The sequence below is a fragment of the Bacillota bacterium genome (assembly GCA_013177945.1).
Taxonomy (GTDB): Bacteria; Bacillota; DSM-12270; order Thermacetogeniales; family Thermacetogeniaceae; genus Ch130.
This window is the reverse complement of record JABLXW010000011.1, coordinates 81,008-104,926: the sequence shown is the minus strand read 5'-3', so window position 1 is coordinate 104,926 and position 23,919 is coordinate 81,008. Positions and strand designations below refer to the sequence as shown.

20 protein-coding genes are annotated in these 23,919 nt (G+C 56.6%); 1 reads left to right on the top strand and 19 read right to left on the bottom strand.

What is annotated here, in order from left to right:
- Nucleotides 1-6: 6 nt before the first annotated feature.
- From HPY58_07170 to HPY58_07145, 6 genes are all read right to left on the bottom strand, one after another.
- On the bottom strand, nt 7-882 hold the full coding sequence (locus HPY58_07170) for a branched-chain amino acid ABC transporter permease (protein NPV29424.1): 876 nt from the start codon (nt 880-882) through the stop codon (nt 7-9).
- Between the two features lie 77 nt (nt 883-959).
- A complete protein-coding gene (locus HPY58_07165; protein NPV29423.1) occupies nt 960-2,153 on the bottom strand; it encodes an ABC transporter substrate-binding protein in 1,194 nt (397 codons plus the stop codon).
- A 132-nt stretch (nt 2,154-2,285) separates the two neighbouring features.
- The gene (selB, locus tag HPY58_07160) at nt 2,286-4,193 is read right to left on the bottom strand and encodes a selenocysteine-specific translation elongation factor (protein ID NPV29422.1); all 1,908 of its coding nucleotides are present in this window, start codon (nt 4,191-4,193) and stop codon (nt 2,286-2,288) included.
- 31 nt (nt 4,194-4,224) lie between these two features.
- A complete protein-coding gene (locus tag HPY58_07155) occupies nt 4,225-5,634 on the bottom strand; it encodes an L-seryl-tRNA(Sec) selenium transferase (GenBank protein ID NPV29421.1) in 1,410 nt (469 codons plus the stop codon).
- Between the two features lie 29 nt (nt 5,635-5,663).
- On the bottom strand, nt 5,664-6,659 hold the full coding sequence (locus HPY58_07150) for a GerMN domain-containing protein (protein NPV29420.1): 996 nt from the start codon (nt 6,657-6,659) through the stop codon (nt 5,664-5,666).
- A 104-nt stretch (nt 6,660-6,763) separates the two neighbouring features.
- The gene (locus tag HPY58_07145; GenBank protein ID NPV29419.1) at nt 6,764-7,804 is read right to left on the bottom strand and encodes a hypothetical protein; all 1,041 of its coding nucleotides are present in this window, start codon (nt 7,802-7,804) and stop codon (nt 6,764-6,766) included.
- Nucleotides 7,805-7,921: 117 nt separating this feature from the next.
- Here HPY58_07145 and yyaC point away from each other — a divergent pair, with 117 nt between their 5' ends.
- On the top strand, nt 7,922-8,512 hold the full coding sequence (gene yyaC, locus HPY58_07140) for a spore protease YyaC (protein ID NPV29418.1): 591 nt from the start codon (nt 7,922-7,924) through the stop codon (nt 8,510-8,512).
- Here yyaC and HPY58_07135 read toward each other — a convergent pair.
- The 13 genes from HPY58_07135 to HPY58_07075 all read right to left on the bottom strand — a co-directional run bounded on the left by HPY58_07135 (nt 8,472) and on the right by HPY58_07075 (nt 23,736).
- Nucleotides 8,472-8,750 carry a YkuS family protein gene (locus tag HPY58_07135; GenBank protein ID NPV29417.1) on the bottom strand — a complete coding sequence of 93 codons (279 nt, stop codon included), beginning with the start codon at nt 8,748-8,750 and terminating at the stop codon, nt 8,472-8,474. The genes yyaC and HPY58_07135 overlap by 41 nt on opposite strands.
- Before the next feature lie 39 nt (nt 8,751-8,789).
- On the bottom strand, nt 8,790-9,440 hold the full coding sequence (locus HPY58_07130) for a phosphoribosyltransferase (protein NPV29416.1): 651 nt from the start codon (nt 9,438-9,440) through the stop codon (nt 8,790-8,792).
- Between the two features lie 53 nt (nt 9,441-9,493).
- Entirely contained in the window at nt 9,494-10,447 is a 954-nt protein-coding gene (locus tag HPY58_07125; protein ID NPV29415.1) for a diacylglycerol kinase family lipid kinase, read from the bottom strand.
- A gap of 18 nt (nt 10,448-10,465) precedes the next feature.
- Nucleotides 10,466-10,885, bottom strand: a complete 420-nt coding sequence (locus HPY58_07120) for a polymer-forming cytoskeletal protein (GenBank protein NPV29414.1) — start codon at nt 10,883-10,885, stop codon at nt 10,466-10,468.
- Between the two features lie 69 nt (nt 10,886-10,954).
- Nucleotides 10,955-11,575 carry a M23 family metallopeptidase gene (locus HPY58_07115; GenBank protein ID NPV29413.1) on the bottom strand — a complete coding sequence of 207 codons (621 nt, stop codon included), beginning with the start codon at nt 11,573-11,575 and terminating at the stop codon, nt 10,955-10,957.
- 351 nt (nt 11,576-11,926) lie between these two features.
- On the bottom strand, nt 11,927-12,439 hold the full coding sequence (locus HPY58_07110) for a DUF4446 family protein (GenBank protein NPV29412.1): 513 nt from the start codon (nt 12,437-12,439) through the stop codon (nt 11,927-11,929).
- A 154-nt stretch (nt 12,440-12,593) separates the two neighbouring features.
- Nucleotides 12,594-13,469: a DNA methyltransferase gene (locus HPY58_07105; protein NPV29411.1), complete on the bottom strand. Its 876-nt coding sequence runs from the start codon at nt 13,467-13,469 to the stop codon at nt 12,594-12,596.
- Between the two features lie 65 nt (nt 13,470-13,534).
- Nucleotides 13,535-14,401, bottom strand: a complete 867-nt coding sequence (locus tag HPY58_07100) for a hypothetical protein (GenBank protein NPV29410.1) — start codon at nt 14,399-14,401, stop codon at nt 13,535-13,537.
- A 180-nt stretch (nt 14,402-14,581) separates the two neighbouring features.
- Nucleotides 14,582-15,346 carry a response regulator transcription factor gene (locus tag HPY58_07095; GenBank protein ID NPV29409.1) on the bottom strand — a complete coding sequence of 255 codons (765 nt, stop codon included), beginning with the start codon at nt 15,344-15,346 and terminating at the stop codon, nt 14,582-14,584.
- A 50-nt stretch (nt 15,347-15,396) separates the two neighbouring features.
- Nucleotides 15,397-16,263: a GHKL domain-containing protein gene (locus HPY58_07090; GenBank protein NPV29408.1), complete on the bottom strand. Its 867-nt coding sequence runs from the start codon at nt 16,261-16,263 to the stop codon at nt 15,397-15,399.
- 293 nt (nt 16,264-16,556) lie between these two features.
- Nucleotides 16,557-16,877, bottom strand: a complete 321-nt coding sequence (locus tag HPY58_07085; GenBank protein NPV29407.1) for a hypothetical protein — start codon at nt 16,875-16,877, stop codon at nt 16,557-16,559.
- 172 nt (nt 16,878-17,049) lie between these two features.
- Nucleotides 17,050-18,006, bottom strand: a complete 957-nt coding sequence (locus HPY58_07080) for a hypothetical protein (protein NPV29406.1) — start codon at nt 18,004-18,006, stop codon at nt 17,050-17,052.
- A gap of 336 nt (nt 18,007-18,342) precedes the next feature.
- Complete coding sequence (locus tag HPY58_07075; GenBank protein NPV29405.1) at nt 18,343-23,736, bottom strand: fibronectin type III domain-containing protein; 5,394 nt, start codon at nt 23,734-23,736, stop codon at nt 18,343-18,345.
- Nucleotides 23,737-23,919 lie beyond the last annotated feature (183 nt).

Below are 23,919 nucleotides of genomic sequence, written 5' to 3'. Positions count from 1 at the left end.
GCTCACCTACGCTTTCTCCTGAAGGCCGGTTCCCAGCAGGCCCGTCGGCCGAACCAGCAGAATGAAGATCAAGATGCCAAAGGCAACGGCATCCCGGTACATCGATCCTCCGTAGCCGCTCACCAGGGCCTCGGTCATCCCCAAAAGGAGCCCTCCCAGCATTGCCCCGGGCACGCTCCCGATCCCGCCCAGGACTGCGGCCACAAAGGCTTTCAGGCCGGGCATCAGGCCCATCAAAGGGTACACGGCATTGAAGTAAACCCCCACCAGCATCCCTGCAGCCGCCGCCAGGGCCGAGCCCAGCGCAAAGGTCGCCCCAATCGTGGAATTCACATTTACCCCCATGAGCTGGGCCGCCTCGCGGTCAAAGGAAACCGCCCGCATCGCCTTTCCCGTCTGCGTCCGGTAGATGATATACTGGAGAACGAGCACGAGGACGAGGGTCGTCCCCAGGATCAGCAGGTCCTTGCTGGTGATGCGGAGCCCGCCCCAGCTGTAGATCCGGTCGGGCAGAAGGGGGGGATAGGACCGCGTCCGGGGAGTGAGGGCAGCCATCATCCCGTACTCGAGGAAAAGAGAGACCCCGATCGCGCTCGTCAGGGCAGCAAGCCTGCTGGCGTGGCGCAGGGGGCGGTAAGCCACGCGCTCAATGGCCACCCCCAGCAGGGCGCATGCCAGCATCGCCAGGAGCAGGCTGGGAACCAGACCGAAGCCGGCCAGGGCCGCGGCCAGGCCCACATATGCTCCGACCATCAGGACATCGCCGTGGGCGAAGTTGATGAGCTGGATAACCCCGTAAACCATCGTGTAGCCAACGGCAATCAAAGCGTAAATGCTCCCCAGGGACAGTCCGTTAACGAGCTGCTGCAGCAGTTCCTGCATGAAATCCGCCTCCGTTGTCTTTTCCGCGGGATGCACTGAAGGAAAAGGGGAAGGAGTTCGCCCCTTCCCCCCTCAATTTATTTCTTCTCGGGTATCAGCTTGGCGGCAAGCTGCTGCTTCCCGTCCACCATCTTGATGATGGCAACCTCTTTGACGGGGTTGTGCCTTTCATCAAAGGAGAGCTTCCCGGTGATGCCGGGAAAGTCCCTGATGGCTGCCAGCGCCTGCTGGATCTTGACCGGATCCGCGCTCTGCGCCTGCCTGATCGCCTCCACCATCAGGCGCCCGGCGTCGTAGCCCAGGGCTGCAAAGGAGTCAGGCTCCACCCCGTACTTCTCCTTGTAAGCCTTCACGAAGGCCTGGACCTTGGGATCGGGGTCCTGCGAGGAATAGTGGTTGGTGAAGTAGGTGCCGTTCAGGGCGGGCGCTCCGGCAAGGCTCACAAGCTCCGGGGAGTCCCAGCCGTCGGCCCCCAGGAACGGAACGGTAATCCCGAGCTCCCGCGCCTGCTTCACAATCAAACCGACCTGGTTGTAGTAGGCAGGGACATAGATGAAATCGGGCTTTTTCGCCGCGATCCGGGTCAGCTGGGGCTTGAAAACTGTATCGGCATCGGTAAAGCCTTCCTCGGCCACGATCGCGCCGCCGCGGGCCGTGAAGAACTCTTTAAAATTCTGGGCAAGCCCCTTGCTGTAGTCGTTCCCGGTGTCCATCATAATGGCGCCCTTCTTCAGCTTGAGGGTATCCCAGGCGTAGTCGGCCATCACAAGGGCCTGGTCCGGGTCGATGATGCAGATCCGGAAGATGAAGTCCCGCACCCTGTTCTTCTCTTCATCGAAAGTAACCTTGGGCGCCGTCGCCGAGGTGGTTAAAAGAGGGATCTTGTTGCCGGTCGCCACCGGCTCTGCTGCCATCACATCTCCGGTGGTGGCGGGGCCGATGAAGGCCACGACTCCCATCGAAGCAAGCTGGGTGGCAACATTCATGGACTCCGTGACATCTGATTTGTTGTCCCGGACGACAGGTTCAATCTGCTTCCCGAGCACGCCTCCCGCTTTGTTGATCTCTTCCAGGGCGAGCATTACCCCGTTTTTGCAGCTTGTTCCGTAAGTCGCCACATTCCCGGAGAGCTCGTAGTTGATCCCGATCTTGATCTTCTCCGCCGCCGGCCCGCTCGCAGGTTTGGCGCATCCTGCAACAAAAACACCGAAAAGAAAAACCACTGCGGTAACCAGGGCGGCAATCCTGGCTCTCCTCCCCAAAACCATCATTTCAGACAACCTCCCCATCAAAAATTAAATTCCGGATCTTTCGTCACCTGTTAACCCTGCACCCTTTTTCCGACCACCTCCCCCCCGCGTTGTTTTCCAACCTTTTATTCGGCAGGAAGGCAAAAATCCCTCTTATTTTTCGGCACCGAACAGCACCCTCTTATCCCCGACGCGGCGGGTCTTCTTTTCGCGGTCGAAGTGCTCCAGGAGCGGCAGGCAGTAGCGCCGCGAGGTCCCTAAAAGGTCGCGCGCCTCCGCCACGGTAATCTCGCGGTGGCAACGCAGGTGCTCCTCCAGGATCTCCCAGGCGCGCCTCACCGCCTCCCGCGCAAAGTAAAAATCTTCCCCAACCTTCACGAGGTGGCCCTGCTGGACGCAGTACTGGAGAAGATCTCCGTCCGCTCCCAGCTGCGCCCGGATTTCCTCCCCGGTAGGAGGGGAGAAGGGCTGGGAGCCGACCTTTTCCAGAACGGCCCTGACCCGCCTTTCCTGCTCCGGGGTCAGCCTGACCGCGAAGTCAGGCAGGGCAAGCGCCTGCCCTGCAAGGGTGAGCGCCCCGCCCTCCACCCAGCGCTCCAGCAGGGCCTGGTAAAGGCGGGGTGAAAGGGAGCTGAAAAGGCGGGAGCGGAGCTCTTCTTTTGGGAAGCCCGGGCGGAGGGGAAACTGCCTGTGGTACTCCCGGAGGGCCGCGGTCACCTCCTCCTGCCACCTCTCCATTTGAGAGCTGGAAACAACGAAGACCTCGTTCCCGAAGTCGAAGACCTGCGCCTCCCCGGCCTCCGCCAGGGCCGCGGCGATCTCCCGCGCCTCGGCCTCGCTCAGGCCCGCCCGGGCCGCCAGCTCCTTCGGGGTCAGCGCCCCCCTTCCCGCCCGCAGCTCCTCGGCAACACGGGCGGCAGGGCTTCCCGAAAGCTTGCGCTCAAGACGCGCCAACACCTCGGGCCGGAAGCGCCGGCAGCGGTTCCCCCCGACCTCGATTACCTCTCCCCCGCCGATGGTGGTCACGGGAGAGTAGGACCTGATCACGAAGCGGTCGTGGGCGGCGGCAACCACAGGCGCCTCCAGCTCCAGCTGCACGAGGGCGCTCTCCCCGGGCCGGAGCTCCTCCCGGTCCAGGAGCCTGACCCGCCCCAGGACCTCCCGGGTGGCCAGGTGAAAGTGGACGCGCTGCCAGTGCTGCAAGGGGCGCGCCGCGTGCTTGAGAAGGTGCAGGGAGGCCGCCAAGCGCCTGACGACGGGAAAGGAGCCCGGGGTTGCCAGCACATCCCCCCGCGCGATCTCGCCGGTTTCCACGCCCACGAGATTGACGGCAGTGCGCTGCCCGGCGCAGGCCTCCTCCACCCTGGCGCCGTGCACCTGGAGGGAGCGCACGCGCCCCTCGCGGCCCGAAGGCAAAACCTGCAGCACGTCCCCCGTGCGGATCCTCCCGCTGAACAGGGTCCCTGTAACCACCGTCCCGAAGCCGGTAACCGAAAATACACGGTCGATGGGGAGCCGGGCGGGGCCCGCGGCGGGCTTGGGCGTAGCTTCCTGGGCCATCCTGTCCAGGACCCGGACCAGCTCCTCCAGGCCTTCCCCCGTAACTACAGAAACAGGAACGATGGGGGCGTCTTCCAGGCGGGTGCCGCGCAGCAGCTCCCGCACCTCTTCCTCTACGAGCAGGAGCCAGTCATCTTCCACCAGATCGACCTTGGTGAGGACCACAACCCCCTTCTGGACCTGCAGGAGCTCTAAAATATCCAGGTGCTCCCGCGTCTGGGGCATCACCCCCTCGTCTGCTGCCACCACCAGGAGGACAAGATCGATTCCCCCTGCTCCTGCCAGCATGTTCTTCACAAACCGCTCGTGCCCCGGCACGTCAACGATGCCGGCGGTAATCCCGCTGGGAAGGAAAAGAGGGGCAAACCCCAGCTCGATGGAGATCCCCCGCTCCTTCTCCTCCTTCAGGCGGTCTGTATCCACCCCCGTCAGGGCCTTCACCAGCTGGGTTTTGCCGTGATCCACGTGGCCGGCCGTACCCACGATGATTGAGGCTTTCACCTTTCTCCCCTTCTTCCAGGCGAACTGGTAATCAGGTCTCCCCTGCAGCTCCGGGGCCGGCTGGCTCCTGCAGAGCGGCCAGGACCGCCTCCACAAGCAGCCCCTCCTCTTCTTCGGCCAGGGTGCGGGGATCCAGCAGCACCCCCGCCTCCTGGAGGCGGGCCAGAACCGGCGGGTCGCCGCGGCGGAGCCTGGCTGCCAGGGTTGTGGCGCTCACCGGTTTCGGGCGCAGGACCACCAGGGTTGTGGGCAGCTCCGTCAGGGGGAGGGCTCCCCCTCCCACCCGGGAGAAGCCGGGCCGGAGCTCCACCTCGCACGCCTCACCCAGGCGCGCCGTCAGCCTTTCCTTCAAAGAGGCCGCCCGCGCCGCGAGCCGGTCCGGGGAAATCAGGAGCCTCTGGAGCACGGGAAGAGTGCGCTCCGCCTCCCCCTTCAGGTATGCCTGCAGGGTGGCTTCGAGGGCCGCCAGGGTGAGCTTGTCAACGCGCAGGGCGCGCAGGAGGGGATTTTCCTTCATCTCCCGGAGCAGCCGGGCGCGCCCCACGATAATTCCCGCCTGGGGGCCGCCCAGCAGCTTGTCCCCGCTGAAGGTAACAACATCCACGCCGGCCGCCAGGCTTGCCTGAACGGGGGGCTCGGGCGCCACCCCGTACTGCTGGAGGTCAATCAGAACACCGCTCCCCAGGTCCTCCAGAACGGGGATCTGGTATTTCCGGCCGAGGTCCACCAGTTCGGCGCGCGTCACCTCGCGGGTGAACCCCAAAACCCTGTAATTGCTGGGGTGAACCTTGAGGAGGAGGGCGGTTTCCGGCCCGATTGCCTTCTCGTAATCCCGGGGGTAGGTCCTGTTGGTTGTCCCAACCTCCCTCAGGCGCGCCCCGCTCTGGGCCAGGACCTCGGGGATCCGGAAGGAGCCGCCGATTTCGATCAGTTCCCCCCGCGCCACAACGACCTCCCTCCCCCGCGCCAGGGTGTGGAGGGCAAGGAGGACGGCGGCGGCGTTGTTGTTCACAACAAGAGCGGCCTCCGCCCCGGTCAAGGCGGTCAAAAGCTTCTCCGCGTGGGTATAGCGCGAACCCCGGCGCCCCGTATCCAGGTCCAGCTCCAGGTTGCAGTAGCCCCGCGCAACCCGCATCACCGCGGCGAGAGCCGCCGCGCTCAGGGGCGCCCGGCCCAGGTTTGTGTGGAGGACGACGCCTGTGGCGTTGATCACCGGGCGCAAGCTTGGACGGAATTTCTCCCGCGCCCGCGCCCTCACGGCTTCCACCAGATCCGCGAAGCCGGGCGGGGCTTCCCCTTTTTCGAGAACGATCTGGCGCCAGGACGCCAGCACCTCCCGCGCCGCCCCGGCGAGAAGGCGAGGGGGGAGGTCCTTCCCGGAGCATGCCCTCACCAGTTCGTGGACAGGCGGGAGCCGGCGCAGCAGCCTTTCCTTTTCCACGGCAAATCCCCTTTCCAACCAGCCTGCCGCTAAAGGACAACCGGATTGAGTTGAGGCGGCCTGCGCAGGGGGCGGGCCACCTCCGTGCCTTCTGGGAGAAAGAGCCGCTTCTCCCCCTCAAACAGAAGCTGGACCCCCTCCACCCCCGGGAATTCTGTCAGGGTGAAGACAAGGGCGTTGACGAAGGCCAGCTCTGCCGTGCTTCCGCCTCCGTAGGCAAGCGCCTCGCTGCTGAGATCCACCGTGACGATCCCGTTTTCCTCTTCCACCCGGAGCACCCGCGTCCCCGGCGCAATGGGGGGCGTGAGGCCGGAGCCGGCCGGAGGCCCCGCCACCAGCCTCCTCACCACCCGGGCAAGGAAGGCGCTCCGGTCCGGCAGGAAATCCGGCAGAAACAGGGTGACGGGAATCAGGTGGAGCCCCCAGCTGTCTGCATAATAAATGGTTGCCGGGCGTCCCGCCTCCCGGGGTGCGAGGGGGTTCAACAGGGCGGGGCGGGTGAGGGGTCCGCCCAGGCGGTACCCTGCCAGCTCCGGGAGCCGGTTTCCGTTGACCAGAACTTTTACAGCTTTCACTTCCCGGAACTCGGTCAGGGTCAAAACCAGGGCCTCAAAGGCGCGGCGGGCCGCCTCCCGGCTCTTAATTTTCATTACTTCCCCTGTCAGGTCGAGGGTTGCCGCCCCCTTCTCCACCTTCAGGGAGAGCAGTTTGACGTCAGGCGGAAAGGGCGAGGCCAGAGACTCCTGCGGAGCTCCGGCAAGGAGCTTTTCCACCGCCACCCGCGGCGCCCCCCGGGTCGGGCCAATCTTCAAGGTAACCGGAACGAAATAGCGCTCATCGCGCGTCAGGTAATAAATGCTCACCTGCTCGACAGGGGAGGGGAGCAGATATTCCTGCTCCCGGAGGGAAGCCTGGCGCACCCTGCCCGGCGTTCCCGGCCGGCAGCCCGCAAGCCAGAGCCCTCCCAGGACGAAGCCCCAAAAAAGAAGAGGCCAGAGGAGCTTTTTTGCCGGAAAATTTCCCATCCCGAACACTCCAAACCGTGATCCCTCACCAGAATATTTTATTCAACCAACCCGGCAGAAAATCCTTTTTTCGTCATTATTCGAGCCTAACCCGAAGCTGCCCTTCACCGGGATCTGGAGAGCAAACGGAAAATCAGCGGGGCGAGGAGAACCAGCCCAAGGCCCCCGAAAAGGGGGTAAACAGTCCGGACAAGAAACGAGAAACGGCAGCGGGCGAAAAGCAGGCCTGCGGCAAGCACCACGAGCAGGGAGGCCCGGTAGGGCCGGCAGGGGACGAGGCGCGCCAGGCGCGTCGCCACCCCGTAAAAGTTGACGACAGCGGTGCTGAGCAGGGAGGCCCAGAGCACCAGAAAATAGGCGTACTTCAGGCCCGGGTGGACCATGGCGGCGACAAAGAGGAGGGGGACTTCCCTGAGGGCCAGTTCCCGGAAGGTGAGGAGGATGCGGAAGAGTATGAGGGCAAAAAGGGCGAGCCCGAACCCGCCCAGGGCGGCCCCAGCCAGGCGCAGCCTTCCCTTTCCCCGCCGGCCGAGGGGAACGAGGACCACCGTTGCCCCCAGCATGTTGAAGCCGACATAAAGAAACCCCGCCCCCATCCAGTGCGGAACAAGAGGGGCAATCCTCCCCTGTTCCGCCGGGCAGAACCCCGCCTTCAAAGTGAAGAGGTAGAGGGCTGCACAGATCAGGAATTTCAGGGGGACGAGAAAAAGATTGAAGGCGATCAGGGATTCCAGCCCTCCCCAGAGCACGGCCAGGACGGCCAGCCCCGTCAGCAGGCCCCCCGCCCCCGCAGGCGCCCCCAGATGCTCTGTAAAAAGGGCATTTCCTGCTGCAAGCATGATGGAACCGGCACTGAAGAGAAAAAGGGTGACCACGCCGTCAAAACAAAGGGCTCCGGCGCGCCCCAGCAGAAAGGCGAGATACTCAGGATAAGAGGCAAGCGCCCTGCGGGCGCTCAATTCCAGGATCCCCGCCGCCCAGCAGGCGAACAGAAGCCCCGCCAGCATAATCCCCTTCTGCCCTGCCGCTCCGTAACCCAGAAAAAACTGGCTCAACTCCTGCCCTGAGGCAAAGCCCGCTCCCACCACCGCTCCGATAAAGGTGGCTGCAATTTCCCAGACGACCCGCCTCTCTCCCCGCGCCACCCGCTCCCCCTCCTGTTCCTCCCCAAAAAAATATGCGGAGGGGGGAGCTTTTTTGCGCATAAAAATTTGCTTTTTCCCATATTACTTTAAAGGACGAGGTTTTGAGGAGGCAGAAAGATGTTTTCCAGAGAGACTATCAGAACTCTGCCCAATCTCCGGCCGCGCCAGGAGATCCGGGTAAACGTCCACGAGCGGGGCGCAGCCCAAAATCTGGCCGCCTTTCTGGAAAAGCTGCTCCGGGAGCTGAACCCGGCCCGCACCCGCCACCCGGTTGTGCTCGCCATCGGGACCGACCGCTCGACGGGGGACAGCCTGGGGCCCCTTGTAGGGACGAAGCTGACAGAACTGGCGCCCGGCCTCCTTCCCGTCTTCGGAACCCTTGAGGAGCCCGTCCACGCCGTCAACCTGAACGAAAAGCTGGCGCTCATCGAAAGAACGTTTACCCACCCCCTGATCATCGCCGTCGACGCCTGCCTCGGCCAGCTGCAGAACGTCGGAACGATCACCCTCGGCAAGGGCTCCTTGCAGCCCGGAACCGGAGTCCACAAGGAGCTCCCCCCGGTGGGAGAGATCTTCATCTCGGGGGTGGTCAACATCGGAGGTTTTCTCGAATACCTGGTCCTTCAGAACACCCGCCTTGGCCTCGTCATGAAGATGGCAGACTGCATCACCCGCGCCCTGATTCTTGGGAACGCGGCGAAAAGGTGAAAGATAAGCGCTGCCTGACGTCCTCCACGATCTCTTCGGCGCTCCGCCCCCCGGCATCGATCACCGGCGCCCCGGTTTGGAGATCCTGGCGCTGCAGCACATCGGTGTCCAGCCCGCTGATCACGACGGCCTGGGCGCGCCTGATCTCCTCGGGCCCCATTCCCGTGACCTCGAAACCGGCCTCTGCCAGGGCCTGCCGTACGTTGGTCAGCCCGTCCTCAACTGCAACCACAGGCATCAATTTTTCCTCCTCGCTCAACCGGAATGAATGACTTTCTTATTTTTTCTCGTGCCGGGCGCGATTATGCGCAAGGGCGGCAATTACCTCCTCATCTGTCGTCTGGCGGAAATCTTTGTAAAACTGGCCCACTGCGTAGAAAACCTCCGGGTTCAAAAGAAAAATGAGTTCATCCACTTCGGGCTTGAGGCGAACAACCGCCTCCCAGGGGGCGACGGGCACGGCCAGGACGAGCCGGGCCGGCTTCTGCCGGCGGAGGGAGCGCAGGGCTGCCTGGACGGTGAAACCGGTTGCAATCCCGTCATCAACCAAGATCGCCGTCCGCCCCTCCAGATCCAGAGGCTCCTGCTCCCCCCGGTAAAGCTTGAGGCGCCGCCTGATTTCCTCCAGCTCCCGGGAAATCTGCCTCTTCAACAGGCTCTCGTCAAGGCCCAGGTAGCGCATCATCGTCTCATCATAGAGCACCGTGCCATCAGGCGCGACGGCCCCCACAGCAAGCTCCTGGTTGAAGGGGGCCCCGATTTTGCGGGGAATAATCACATCCAGCGGAGCGTCCAGGGCCTCCGCCACCTCAGCCGCGACGATCACGCCCCCCCGGGGTATCCCCAGCACCAGCAGGTTCTCGCCCCTGAATTTGAGGAGCTTTTCGGCAAGCCTTCTCCCTGCGTCCTTGCGGTCGGAAAAAATCAATTTAACACCACCCCAAAGTCGGCCTTTGCACCCCGGTTTCCAGTTAAAGTATATTATTGCCCCGGGCGGCCCGCCCTATTTCTCCTCCTGCTCCGGCGCGGATTCTCAAGCGGACGGCTTTCGCCGGGCACCAGCACCTTGAGCGCCCGCTCGAAAAGGCGGAAAGAGGCAGGAGTTTCGCCGAGCAGCTCCCCGTCGCCCTGGATGTAAAGGCTGCGCGTCGGGCAGGAAACGGTCACCTCGCGGGCGCGGAAGAACTGCACGCAGGGGTGATTTTCGTGCTCCCCCCGGAAAGCAAGGGGAAGGGTTCGCAGCAGCTCGATCTTCCCCAACTCCCCGATGAGGCAGACTTCGAAAAATCCGTCATCAAGGGAGGCCTTCGGGGCAATTTTGATCCCCGCGCCGTAGTAGGGCCCGTTGGCCACGGCTACCAGCAGCCCCTTCGCCTGGAGCTCGACTCCATCCAGGGTGAGGTGGAGCGGAACCGGCTTGAAGCGGAGGAGGGCCCGGACAATCCCGGCGAGATAAGCCGGGGCGCCGCCCAGCCAGCGCAGCCCGTTGTTTACGGCGTGGGCAACCTCGGCGTCAAAGCCGATGCCGCAGATGTTTAAAAAGTAGCGGTTCCCCACCATCCCCAGATCCAGGAGGCGGTGCCGTCCGGAGCAGAGGGTCAGGGCGGCGGTCAAAGGATCCTCGCCGATCCCCAGGGCGCGGCAGAGATCGTTTCCGCTTCCGGTAGGGATCAGGGCGAGTGTGGCCCCCGAGGCCGCAAGCCCGTTCACGACTTCGTTAACCGTGCCGTCCCCGCCGACGGCGACAACCATCTTCGTTGCGCGCCGGACCGCCTCCCGCGCCAGCTCCGTTCCGTGCCCGGGGGCCTCGGTGAAAGCCACCCTGTAGCGCAACCCGGCGCGCCGCATGAGGCGGGCGATTTCGGGCCACAGGCGCGCCGTCCGGCCGCGTCCTGCCGCAGGATTGACCACACATAAAAAATCCTGCCGGACCATGCATCCCACGCCCCCGAATCACGTTCCCGAAGGAGGCTGGAGTTCTGGCTGCTTCAAAACCGGGCCTGCCTGGGAGGCCAGGGCATCCTCAACGGTTTCACAGGTTCCCTGAAAAACCGCCCCCTCCTCCACCGCCAGCCTGGCTGCCTGCAGCTCCCCGTAAAGCCTCCCGGTCGCTGTGAGCTCCAGCTTTCCCGCGGCTTCCACCCGGCCGCGCACCTCCCCGGCAATCAGAACATGGCGGGCCTTGAGCTCTGCCTCCACCTTTGCCCCTTCTCCCACGATAATGTCTCCGCTCGCCTTCAGGGTACCCTTAAACAGGCCGTCTACCCGGAGGGTGCCTTCGGCCTCAACAGTTCCCTCAAAAGAGGTGTTTTTTCCCAAAAGGGTATCCACCTTTTCATTTACGCTGAGGTTTTCCCTCCTGCGCCAGAACACAACCCCGGACCCCCTTCTTCTGCTTAATTCATTTTTCCCGCGCCCTGCCTTCCTCCGGCCTCCTGCAGACTATTTCCGGAGCAGGCGCAGGGGGTCGATCAGGGCCCCGTCCTTCTCCACCATAAAATGGAGATGGGGGCCCGTGCTCCGCCCCGAACTCCCGACCAGGGCAATTGCCTCCCCTTTTTTAACCCGCGCCCCGGTCTCCACCAGATACCTGCTCACATGGGAATAGGAAGTGCGGTACCCATACCCGTGGGAAATGACAACGGTCCTTCCGTAGCCAGGGCGGTAACCGGTGAAAACGACCACCCCATCCCCCGCCGCCGCAACAGGAGCGCCCCAGGGGGCGGCCAGATCTATGCCGTCGTGGAATTCAGAGCGCCTCCCCCCAAAGGGAGAGCGGCGCGGCCCGAAGGTCGAGGTAATCTCCCCCCGCACCGGCCAGTGGTCCGGGAGGGCGGCAAGGTATTTAAAGTGGGCGTCCAGATCCCGCTCCAGGCGCTCCAGGACGCGCAGAGCTTCCTCCGCCTCTTGGGCGGCCTCCGCGAAATCCTGCGCAATCTGGTCCGGAACGGGTTCGGGCGGCCCGAAAAGGGAGTCAAGAAGGGAAAGGTGCGCCGCGCGGCCGGCCCCGCCCCGGCCGGAGCCGCTCCGGGCCGGGAGGCTGCTTGCGCCCTGGAGGCCCATCTTCGCCCGCACCCTTTGCTCAAGCTCCTTCACCTCCTGGAGCCGGGCGCGCACCTGCACGGCCTCCTGCTGGAGGGAGGTCAGCTTTTCCCTCTGCACAACGTTAACCCTGCGCAGCCTGGCCAGTTCGGCGCGGTCGGCCTGCGCCCGGCAATACCAGAAGCAGGCAAAAACAAGGGATGCTGCCAGAAAGGACAGCACAAAGCCGCCCAGGACCACCAGCCAGAGAGGAATCCGGGCGCTTCTTACTTCTGCTCCCCGCGGCGGAACGATCAGCAGGGTAAAGGGGCGGGTAAAATCGAGCTTCCCGCGCAAAAACCGGTTTCCGGGCATGACTGCCCCTCCCCTATCCTACGGTGTCGAAGGTGGGACCGCGCCCAGCGCCCTCCGGATCGCCTCCCGCTCCTCCTGACTGAGGGGGTACGGAGAGGCGCCCCCAACGACAGGCTTTGCATAAAGGCGGCACTCCTCGCGGCCAACCAGGCAGCACAAAACCACTCCGTCCCCCGGCTGGTTGAGCAGCGCCAGCGCAAAGCTTAACTCATTTCCGGCCTCCGCAAAGGCATTGAACCGAACAAAACCCACCCTCTGGAGGGCAGAGGCGGCAACCCCCTCAAGGCGGCGGCAGACAGCCTCGATCTCTGCAAGGCGTTTCTCCGCAGCCTGATGCCTTTTCAATACCTCCCGCAGAAGCTCCTCCAGGTTGTCGCCCCGGACGCCCCGCATCAGGCGCCGGTACTGCCGCCCCGCCAGGAGGAGGTGCAGGCTTGCCCCGAGCAAAACCAGAGGCAGAATCCCAAGGAGGGCAAAAACAGCTGCCAGGAACCATTTCTCTTGAAACAGCCAGCTTCCGACCAGTGCCATAGGAGCAACCTCTTTGCTTGAAAAATTCTCGCAGCAGAACCTGGCGTGATCCCCAAGTTGAAACAAACCGTGGATTTATTTTTCAACAAAGCTTCCCATTTTCCTCTTTCGTCTCCAAAAATCTGCTCCATTTCCACCTCCAGCCGGACATCTTTCAAGGGCGCTGCCGGTCTTGCGGCGGAGCCGGCTTCTGAAAGATCAGGATGAACTCGTGGATCTTGTTGATGCGAAAAACGCGGGGGTAGCCCAGAGGGCGCAGGTTGTTGTACTCCCGCCGCCTGTCCCAGATCACAAGGTCGTCCAGCACAAAGCCGATCCTGTTCATCAGGAGGGCGAAATCCATGTGGAAGGGATAAAATTTTGCTCCCTTTCTCAGGTCCATGACCACAACAAGGCAGTAGGCCCCCGGCAGGAGGCACTCCAGGACCTGGCCGAACACCTCCCCCAGGGCCTCAAGAAATTCCCCATAGTCCGCGATCCTGCCCAAATCCCCGGGATGGCTGCCGTAGTTCCTGGGCGCCTTTCCGTCCGCCGAGCGGCGCTGCTCCAGAATATTCCAGTAAGGGGGGGAGGTGAGGCAGAGGCCGGCGCTGGCAGGCTCCAGATACTGCAGGAGGCGCCGGGCATCGGCCTGAATCAGCCTGGGGTAGGCAGACGCCGGCCCCGGGATTTCCGCCAGCCTCCGGCGTGCTATCGCCAAAAATTCGGGGGCAAGCTCAAATCCTACTGAGGGAATTCCGAAGCGGTAGGCGGAGCAGACCGTGCTCCCGCTCCCCAAAAAGGGGTCCAGCACATAGCCCCGGCCTTTTTGATAGAAGATCTGGATCAGGCGGTCCGTCAAGGCGAGGGGGAAGCTCGCGGGGTGGCCGAGCCGCCGCTCCTGAGGGGTTTTTGCCAGATCGTCCCAAATGCTGATGGAATAACGGAGCCACGTCCTGCCGTCCAGGCGGCCAAAGCCTTCTTGCGCACTTGCTGTGTGCCTTGCCCGAAGATTTTTGTCCCCTTTATTGTTCCCCTTATTTAACGACATAGAAACTCTCCTGGTTTGACAAAAGAATTGCATGGATATTTAAAGAGCAGCTGTGATCGGCCACCTCAGTTGGGCGGTGCCTCTGTTTCGAACCGGAAGCTTTTTAGATAATCTCTCATCTCCGGGATGCGGTTTTCCTGGAGAAGGGCCAAGAGGATCTGGATATGGTTGATGAAGTCGTGGCGCTGCGCCCGGATCGCATTAACGCGGTCCTCCATCTCAAGGGCTGCCTTTTCTTGGGCCTGAATGAATGCTTCCCGGCCAGCATATTGAAATGTTCTCCAAAGAGAATACAGGCTTACCGCTACAGCTAAAGCAACAAGGATGTAGGCAATGGCTACCGGACTTGCAGCATCCATCCGAAAATGCGGGTTTCCCATATCTTCCGCAACAACTATGTAAAGAAGCAATAACTGAACAAAGGGGATGGCCAGTAAGCCGGCTTTTAGTTTAAAATGACTGACTTCCCGAAAAATACACCAGCCCCTCCGGTACCCAATATAAATCAGCAGGACATAAACCGGAACAAAGGTCCAGGGATAAAGGAGTTGTAAGGTATGCGAGGTATAGAATTCCGCCGGCGAAATGTGAAAGGCATATAGAAAGACAATCCAGGCTATTAAGTCTGCCGGAAGTGTCACTACGATGTGAAAAACGATAAGAGCCGCAAAGGAACGGGCGGTACGGAATCCTAACCCCCACTTAAAACCGGCGAACAAAATCAACTCGTTTAAGACGGCGCGTAGCGCCTGAGGCAAATAGAAGGTAAAAGTCCAGAGGGCGGATTCCAGCATAACCAGCAAAAAAGTTATTCTTCTGTTCCCCCAAATATCGTACCCCACCAGCATCAGGGTAAAGGGCAACAAAACCGCAGTGCTCAATAACACAGTAAAGAACCTTACCAATACATCGATGAAACCTGGATCCGCCAAATCAAATACCACCTGCGCGCTTCTCGCATTTACGTGATTCTCTATTACTCAAGGCCAACTGTAACGGTGCATCTATGGTGCATCTATATAGAGATTGGCATCTGATCTGACTCCTCTTTGCAGGAGCAATCGCTTGAGCGCCGCAGCTTAGAACCAGATTAGGGACGGCCCTCTCCATTATTACTTGCCAAGTTTGTTCAGCAGGCTGCAGAACTCCTCAAACTTCTCCCGGCGCATTGTGACCTTCTCGGAGTAGCTGTAAAAACTAACCTCGTAGCTCCTGTCCGCGTATGGTGTTATTCGCTCGACCATCCGGGTGTTAATGATAAAGCTTTTGTGGCAGCGGAAAAATTCAGGTTCCGACAGGGATTTCTCCAGGTCGGCCAGGGAATGAGGTGTTTCGTACCGGCCCCGCGTGGTGTGAATGATGGACTTCTTGCCCTGCTTTTCAATGAAAAAGATGGTGCTTTTGTTTATCAGGATTGCCCCGTGACCCAGCTTAAGCAGCAGCCGTTCTTGACTGCCATCTCTTGTGACGGAGTTGTTGATTCCGCGGTGTGCAGCGGCGAAATGGCTGAACCGCTTCAGCTTTGCTAACGCTTTAGCCAGCCTGTCGCGGGTGACAGGTTTCATGATAAAGTCGGTGGCATCGAGATTAAAGGCCTCAACGGCATACCTGGGGTAGGCACTTATAAAAACTACGAACAGGTTTGGAAATTCCTGCTGCAAAGCATAAACCACCGACAGCCCATCCAGGCCGGGCATTTGTATATCTACGAACAGGGCATCAGGTTTCTTTTCCCTGGCGAGCGTCAGAAGCTCTTCACCATTTAAGGCAATTCCTACTACTTCTACTTCCTCAAACGAACTCAGGTAGCTTTTGACCAGATTGCAGACGGGTTCATCGTCATCGGCAACGACAACTCTGAAACAGGTGGTGGACATCCCGTTGTGCCCTCCAAACTTCCCGGAAACCCATTTTATGATTGGCCGCCTTAATGCTTTACAGGGATCATTACCGTGAATCTGGTTCCATTCGTCTCATCTGATGAGACCCTGACTACGCCTGACAATTCTTCAGTCAAAGTCTTAACTATGTGGAGCCCCAAACCGCTGTGCCCTTCTCCCTTTCGGGTATACCCCGCCTCAAAAATCAGTCCTAATTCTTCTTCGGGGATAACAGGCCCCCTGTTGCAGACCTCCAACTGCAGCAAGGGTCCGGTCCGGAAGAGCCTGGCAGAAACAGTTTTCTGGTACTCCTCCCCGGAAAGAACGGCGTCAAAAGCGTTGTCGATGAGGTTGCCCATGATCCTGGCCAGGGCAGGTGAATCCTGGCCCAGCCTGGCCAGGGAAACATCGATTTCGATATCCAGTCGGATTCCGCGAATATCAGCTTCGGCCAGCTTGCTTTTAAGAAGAGCGCCGATGATGGGGTTGTCGACCTGGATGATGTCGTTAAGACGGGTGACTTTATTGGAAACACATTCCAGGTAATCTCTCAGTTCGCTGATCTGCCCGCTATCCAATAAGTCTGAGATCCGCTCTACGTGTTCAAGGAAGTCCCTGTTTTGAAAGTCCATCGTCTGGACAATCTTCTGTTTGTGTTCCGCCATGGCCTCCTTGAGGGCCAGATCCGCTTCTCGACGAGAAACAGCTATCAGCCTCCGGCCCACCAATAAGCTCAGTACTATGCTTAGCGCAAGGCAGCCAAAAACGATCTTCTGCTTCAAGATGCTTTCGCTGACTGCAGGAGTGTTAGAAACAAAAACCAGGAACGCCGCCAACAGCAAGACAAACTGGATGGCTGCGAGCAGGAGAGGGGTGCTCTTTTGTAATGGTGCTAATTTCCTGACAATTTGCATACCGGAAGTATTCTGCACAGCCGAAAAAAATCCTTCTTGTTTCAAGAAAACCGGGTATTGACACCAAAATCCCGTAATTACGGGCGTCAAATATGGCTGTTAAGAACATCCGCTAACCTGAAGGTTAACGGCATTTTCTGCTGCCATCAGATAAATCATCAGATAAATATTTATGCTGTTGGGTGGCCCGATGGCTAACCATAACAAAAAACCTCCCACAACATACAATGTGGGAGGCACTTCAACATTTTCCATCGAATCAAATTGAAAGGAACATCCGTTGATTGTTAATTTTATTTGCGTTTAAACCGGTAGGACTTGCCAAAACCAGTAAGAACCATTTCGTCAGACTTTTCATCATAAAATGCAGTTACCTCTCCAAAGCCCATACTAATATGCAACAAACCATCCTTGAATGTCGCCGGGAACTTACCATCACCGCAATCCACTATAATCGCTTCCCCGTTCTTATAAATTTTCATCCATGCTGATGGGTCGTCCACTTGAACCCAATTACCCATGAACTTGCTGTTTCCTCCATCGCAACCCGTGATCATGGTCAACACTCCGAATAACACAACTAAAGTAAGTAACTTAACAACGTTTTTTTTCAAGCTAACCCCTCCTTAAACCGTAGTTGAAAACTGAACCAATCAGAACAGATTAACCTCCTAAACTCCAAAATTATCGACTGTCTTCTGCCTACTGAGATCGAAAAGCAATAATCAATACCAGGAATTTCGAACTCAGGATTTGGGTTATTTCTTATATTGAAGAGAGAGTGCCTTAGAGAGGAATTACCCCTTTCTCGTAGTCGTAATAGAACTTTCCTGTCATCATCGGTTTTTGCTCGTTGAGGAACTGTCCATTTTCGCAGATAACGTAATCCCATGACTCCCCCCATTCATATTCAGTTGCAGCTCCTATTGTAAGGCCTTGCAGTTTAATTGTTGCTGGTATCCCAACCTCTTCGCTGTCGCTTAATTTCACATTAAATCTTGGGTTCTTGGGTCCAGAATGTGAAGCCACTATAGATTTCGGTAAAGTCGCTTTGTAAACATTTCCATCAGATTCCACAATTAAAACCGTAGGTTTGGCCTCTACAATTGAAGTCGTAACCTCAAGATACGGATAACGTTTCCTATCCTTTTTTATAGAAAGCAGCATTTCAGTTTTATTAACAAAATGTAATAAACACTCTGGGCAAACCTTTATACCGAACTGATCAGGTTTGACTCTATTCTCGCGAAAATCGAGATTAGTAAACCCTAAGTACCCATTAATACTTATTTTCCAGCCTTGGTCAGTTAGGATGACGAGTTGATTTTTGGTTTCTTTCTTTAGCTCCCCATCCATATAGTACTCGCAGTAAACAGTATAGAGTTTTGACGTAATGTCGCAGGTCTTAGATTTAAAGTCCTGTGACTTCGTTATTTCGAACGAAATTAGTTCGTAACCATGGTCCTTATGTTCGGCCTGTAACCTCCCGACAAAGTCATTAGGTGATTCGCCAAAAACGACACTCACTGATTCGTCCCATACCAGCTCCGTTAGTTTTTGGTAGTCATAGTTTTTCAAGCATACGTAATACTGGCGAACAACCTCATCGCTGTTATAGAGTCTATTACTTGGCTGATCTTGAGAGTCTTGCAGTCTATTTAGCTCTGCCGAGTCGAGTGTACTTTTTGGCAAAAGGTTGCTTTGAGTTGAATTCGATGAACAACCGACAAGTGCAATAACCAATAATAACCAATATAGCAATATCTTTACCAATAGTTTCCTCATAATGACAACCTCCAGTCTTGTCAACCTGTGATTCTAAGGGTTAGTGTAGGAACATAGAAGACCCACCTTATAAGTGGCCTTTCACGATTCTGGACAAATTGGCTAAACGGCAGTAAGCGGGAGATTCCACTGTAGGAAACCGTGGAATCTCCCAAATTACAATCAGGAAACACTCCCGAATCCTCACTCTGGGTCTTGCGGACTCCTTACTCCGTTTTCAGTCCCATTCTTAAGGTAATCTTCCCTCGTTTATCCAAACAGGGATAGCCGTGTTTATATCTTGAACTTTCTTCTTTAGTGCTGCATACCTTTCTCATCAGCGAAAACAATACCGGGAACCTCACGAAGGCTTTTTAGGGTTTCGCGCAGAGCAACAAATCCTTTTCCTCCTGAGATAGCATTACTGAAGTATGATCCAGCTTTACAGCCAAGACTTAGAGCTTCAAGAATACCTGCTAAGCCACCAGAGGCACCAGCCGTAGCCGGGGTTACAGCAAGAGAAGCTACAACACCAAGGTCCAACGTATCCTTCGTCGTCTTAAAGATATCCTTAATGCCTCTAGTCCATATGACATCCTTCTTAGCAGCATAGTAGTCGTTCGCTTCCTTAATGGTCCAGCGATCCAGCGATTGTTCAGCGGAAACTCTGTCAATCAGTGCCTTATGCGAGGATGGATTGCTGTACTTGCCAACATATTGGTCAATTTCCTTAAGAACTGCCTCAAACGTTGGTCTTGCATTTGCATTAAAAACTGCTCGACCAATAATGCTATGCCCATCTGCGAGATAATTCTCTATTGCCTCTTCAGCCTGATTATATAGACCTGATGCAACTTTCTTTTCTATAAACAAGATAAACTTATCTACAGCCTTAGATACGCGCTCACCCTCAATAACCACGCCCCATCCATCTAACTTACCAACTATTTCCTTTAGGGTGTTCTCAAGCTCCCGCTCAACAGCATTGATCCTTTCTTGAGCGCTCTTAGGTAAAGCGGTATTCATCTTCTTTAGCATCTTAACGACCACTAGATCGAAGACCAGCGATTTAATCAGTTCTTCACTACTCTGTCCAACTTCTTCCGAAAAGCTCATCGCATTTTCGTACCACATGGTCTTAATCGAGCTGTATGCAGAGCTTGCTCTCATCAAGACATCAAATTCTTCTGGTGTGATGTTACTACCCTTAGACAAAAGCCTGTTGATAGAGGGATACTCGGTGCGAATGCCCCAACTCCTGAAGGTTTCTATATCCTTGGTTACCTTCTTAACCCAGCTTTCAACTCGGGATGGATCCAACTTCTGCCCTTGAGGCGTTGTGTTCATTGGCTGCGGAGATTGAACAACGGGTTTTGTGGGAATCAGTACGGATTGAGGCTTCGTTTGATCGATGACGACGTTATTCGGGCCGTAGATAGTCGCACGGAAATAATAGCTGCTTCCCCTTTGAAGACCCAGATCGCCTAAACGATAGGAATGTGAGAAATACGTATTGCCTTTTGCCGGAATCGGGTACTCTTTCCACGTTTTGTTGTCCGCACTTACTCCCATGCATACTTTGTAACTGGAGGGCAGTTTGTGGTTAGTCGGAACATTTACAACCAGGTAGTCCGAGGTTGCTGAGGCCTTAAATTGCTGGCCCCCTACGGGGATGCGCCACTTTGCTTCAGGCACTGTCAGAGTCTTCACATGTTTGGGATTCGGGTTGACCTTCGCATACCAGGGATCGTACCCATCAACCATGATGTTAAACCTGAGAGTCCTGGCCTGGCTCGAAGACCGCCTCAATTCTGTTGCCGGTATATACCTTTCAAAATGGTTATCCTTCACCTGATTCAAAGTGTAATAGCCGATCTCTTCATCCCCGTTGAATTCGAATATCCTTACGGCTATGATCGGGTACGTACCGTTCTTCTTTATGCCTTCATCAACCTCTAGCGACACATAGACTTCGTCTCGCTCATCAAGATACCTGGGGCCGTCGATCCATTTTGTCGGGGACTTAACGGTTATAGTACAGCTACCAAGCATCTCCGGCTGCTTGCCTTCAGCACTCGCCCAGAGATCGATTTTGTAATCTCCCGGCACGGCAAACCTGTCAAGGGCCGCGAACTGGTACTTCCTGAAGTCAAAAACGTTACCTTTGACATCCTGCCTGAAGGCATCATTGTCAATGCCGTTACCTTGAGGACCACTAATCTTCAGGTTGACTAAATACAACGGCGTATCGGAATAAAGCATTCCCTGGAAACAGTAAGTTTCTCCCGTGAACAACTCTATTCTCTTGTTTAACGGGAAACCAAAAACCTTGTAACCGTTCACGTTGTTATTAGGACCTAGGAGTTCGTTTTTAGGCCTGACATCAAGAATCATCTGTCCGATAGGCTCCGTAGGTTTGCCAAGATATTTTGTTGCAGCCCAGACCTCTACCAGGTAAATACCAGGTTTATCAGGCTTAAAAGTAAAGGTGTTTAAGGAATAGTTCTTGGTATTCAGGTTGTCACGAGATTGTACGCTGCTAGCATCGCCCGCTATTTGGGCGGTGACTTTTGTCAAAGTGGATGTAGAGGTTATTATCCCCTTTAAGGTATATTCTTCACCAACAGTGATCCTTCTGTACTGTTCAAAATCCTTTATCGTCGGCGGAAGCACACTCTTTACGTTAAGCACCATAGTGCCGAGCGGCGCTTCAGCCACATTGTTGGCAATTGACTTGGCATAGATGTCTATCGTATAGGCGCCGCTTAGCAATGACCCGGTATCAATTTCAAATTTGCTTAAGTCAAATGTCTTTTGGCTATCCTTTATTTCCTCCGTGAAGATTTTGGGAGCAAAGGTTCCGAGAGCGCCAGCATGATCCTTCGGTTTCATAATAGCTGTTACTTTTGTGAGATCGGATTGAGAAACAACTCTTCCCCGAATCCTATATGTTTCTCCCTTGAGTACATCCACACTGTTTGGGAGATTTTCTATCTGCGGAGCATCCCCAAGCTTGACTTCCAGCCACATGATAGCTAACGGAACTTCGGGGTTTTGGAAGCGCTCAGTTTTCGCCCATAGGCGTATTTCGTATCTTTTAGCTGCAGAGAATTCGGGTAGTTTTGTATCGATCTTAAGTCTGTTAAGGTTATAGGTCTTGATGCTGCCCTGAAGCTCTTCCGCTATCTCCTTAATTCCAGAAAGGGTGTTTGCTCCAATAACGACAGCGTTTACTCTTGTTATGGGACAATCCGCGGTCAGATACCCTTCGAGGCTGTAGGTGTCGCCTAATGTAATGGTGCGTGTCTGGTTGGCTGGAAAGCCTTTCAGGGCCGGTGGAGAAGGCGCCTTGACGGTTAAGGTCATGGATTTCAAAGGCTCTGTCGGCTGCCAGTCCGCGGTCGCGGCCCAAACGTTGATGATGTAAGTTCCCGGATAAGCCAGGATTCCCTGTGACGTATCCACAGTGACGCTGCTGAGGTCAAAAGTATCGGTGGAGATCTGCCTCGACCATAAATCACCGGACTGACCGCGGAGATTTATTGTCACTTTAGTCAGCTTGCTCTTACAGGTTATTCTACCCTTGAATGTGTATTTGTCGCCCGCAATTACCTGATCAGCAGCGGGGAAACCGGTTAGCACAGGCACCTCCGGCTTCGCTATGGTTACCCTGATCCCTTCATCATTCCAGTTTTCCGTTTTGCCGTCAGCGGAAATTGCCCCTACCGCTATCTTGTAGGAATGACCCTCTTCCAGCTTTGCCGAAGGAATTGTATAGCTGGTCTGCTTCCAGCCGTTTCCGATATCCACAATCTTCTCATCCGTGGTGATATCCCATACACCGATCCCATAGCTGGCTGCCCCTGGTACGCTGTCCCAGCGTACTGTAAGGCTATCCTTCTTAAGCGTTTCGCCGTTCCCCGGGTATTTGATCACAGGCTTCGCCAGAAGAACTTTGGGCTCACGAACGACCAGCGTCATCCGACCCAGTTCCCTCTCCGGATTTGGACAGCCCACTGAGCTAGCCCAGACGGTGAGCACGTACTCGCCCGGCTGCGAAAAGAGTCCGGACGATGTGTTGATCACGAAGCTGCTCATGCTAAACGTCTTGCTGTTCGGGTACTTGGAAGCGTAGTTGTCCTGGTAACCCCAAACTCCAATGGTTACCTTGGTGATGTTGGTACTGGAAGTGATGGTGCCCGGCAGGCTCACGCTCTGGCCCTGCTCGACCTCCAACCGTCCGGAAAACCCGCTTATTCTGGGCGGAGTAGTATCAACGGCAGGTACATCTCGAACGGTGATGTAAGTATCAGTGTTCCACTTTTCAACTCCGTTGCCGACGGCGCCCACACCTATCTTGTACCGGTGCCCTGCAGTAAGCAGTGATTCCCTCAACGTATAACTAGTCCGGCTGCCGACGTTCTCGTCGTTAACGATCTTCTGACCACTGGTCACGTCGAGGACGGCTACAACGTAGTGTGTGGCACCGGAGACGGCGCTCCACCTTATACTGATGTCGCCCTTTTCGTAGGTGCCCCCGTTTGTCGGGCTGATTATTACCGGTGGGGCTTGCGGCCCCGACGGCCGTGTTTCCCTCACAACCAGCGTCATCCGACCCAGTTCCCTCTCCGGATTTGGACAGCCCACTGAGCTAGCCCAGACGGTGAGCACGTACTCGCCCGGCTGCGAAAAGAGTCCGGACGATGTGTTGATCACGAAGCTGCTCATGCTAAACGTCTTGCTGTTCGGGTACTTGGAAGCGTAGTTGTCCTGGTAACCCCAAACTCCAATGGTTACCTTGGTGATGTTGGTACTGGAAGTGATGGTGCCCGGCAGGCTCACGCTCTGGCCCTGCTCGACCTCCAACCGTCCGGAAAACCCGCTTATTCTGGGCGGAGTAGTATCTTCACTGGCCTTTATACTGAACGTTGCCTCCGTCCACTTTTCCTCACGCTCATTCCGGGCACATACGGCGATCTTGTACTTGTGTCCGGGTTTAATGCGGTAGGAAGGTATGGTGTAGCTGGTGCTGGTGCCGATATCCTGGTCATTCACAAACTTATCTCCATCCGTAATGTCCATAACCGCGATCAGGTACTTCGTGGCACCGTCTACGCTACTCCACCTTACCGTTACGCTTCCCGGGTCCTCCAGGGTCTCACCATTGCGCGGGCTGTAAATCACCGGAGGCGTTAAGCTTTTTACCGCTATTTCTTTGATGCTGAACGTGGATTCGGTCCATTTTTCTTCAGCATCGTTTTTGGCGCAAAGTGCGATCTTATAGCTGTGGCCTGGCATGATTAGACCCGTTGAAATAGTATAGCTCGTTCTGTTCCCAACATCCTGGTCATCAAGGTACTTCATCCCGGAAGTTAAATCCTTAAAGGCAAGCAAATATGTTGTTGCGCCGCTAACACCGGTCCATCTAATCGTGACACTGCCCGGTTCTACATAAGCACCATTGGATGGATAAGTTATTATCGGAGCCGTAAGTGTCGGATTTTTCACCCGGAAAGTAAGATTCTCAACCCACTTCTGAGTCCCATCGGCCGCAATGGCCCCCACCGAGTAACGGTAGCTGTGACCTGCTTTAATCAATGATGACGAGATTGTGTAGCTTGTACCGGCAATCCCAAAATCAACATTGACAATCTTTACGCCAATCGTATCGTCAACCACTCCAATCCCGTAGCTGGAGGCGCCAGCCACAGGATTCCACCTGATGGTAACACTGCCCGGTTCTACATAAGCACCATTGGATGGGTAAGTAACACTCGGGCTCTCCGATATCGCTGCTTGCAAAGGCTCAACCGAAAAGCAAAAACCAGCAACGGCAAGGATACAAACAAGGGTTAGCAGAATTAAAGACGTTCTCCATGTCGACATAGGGCA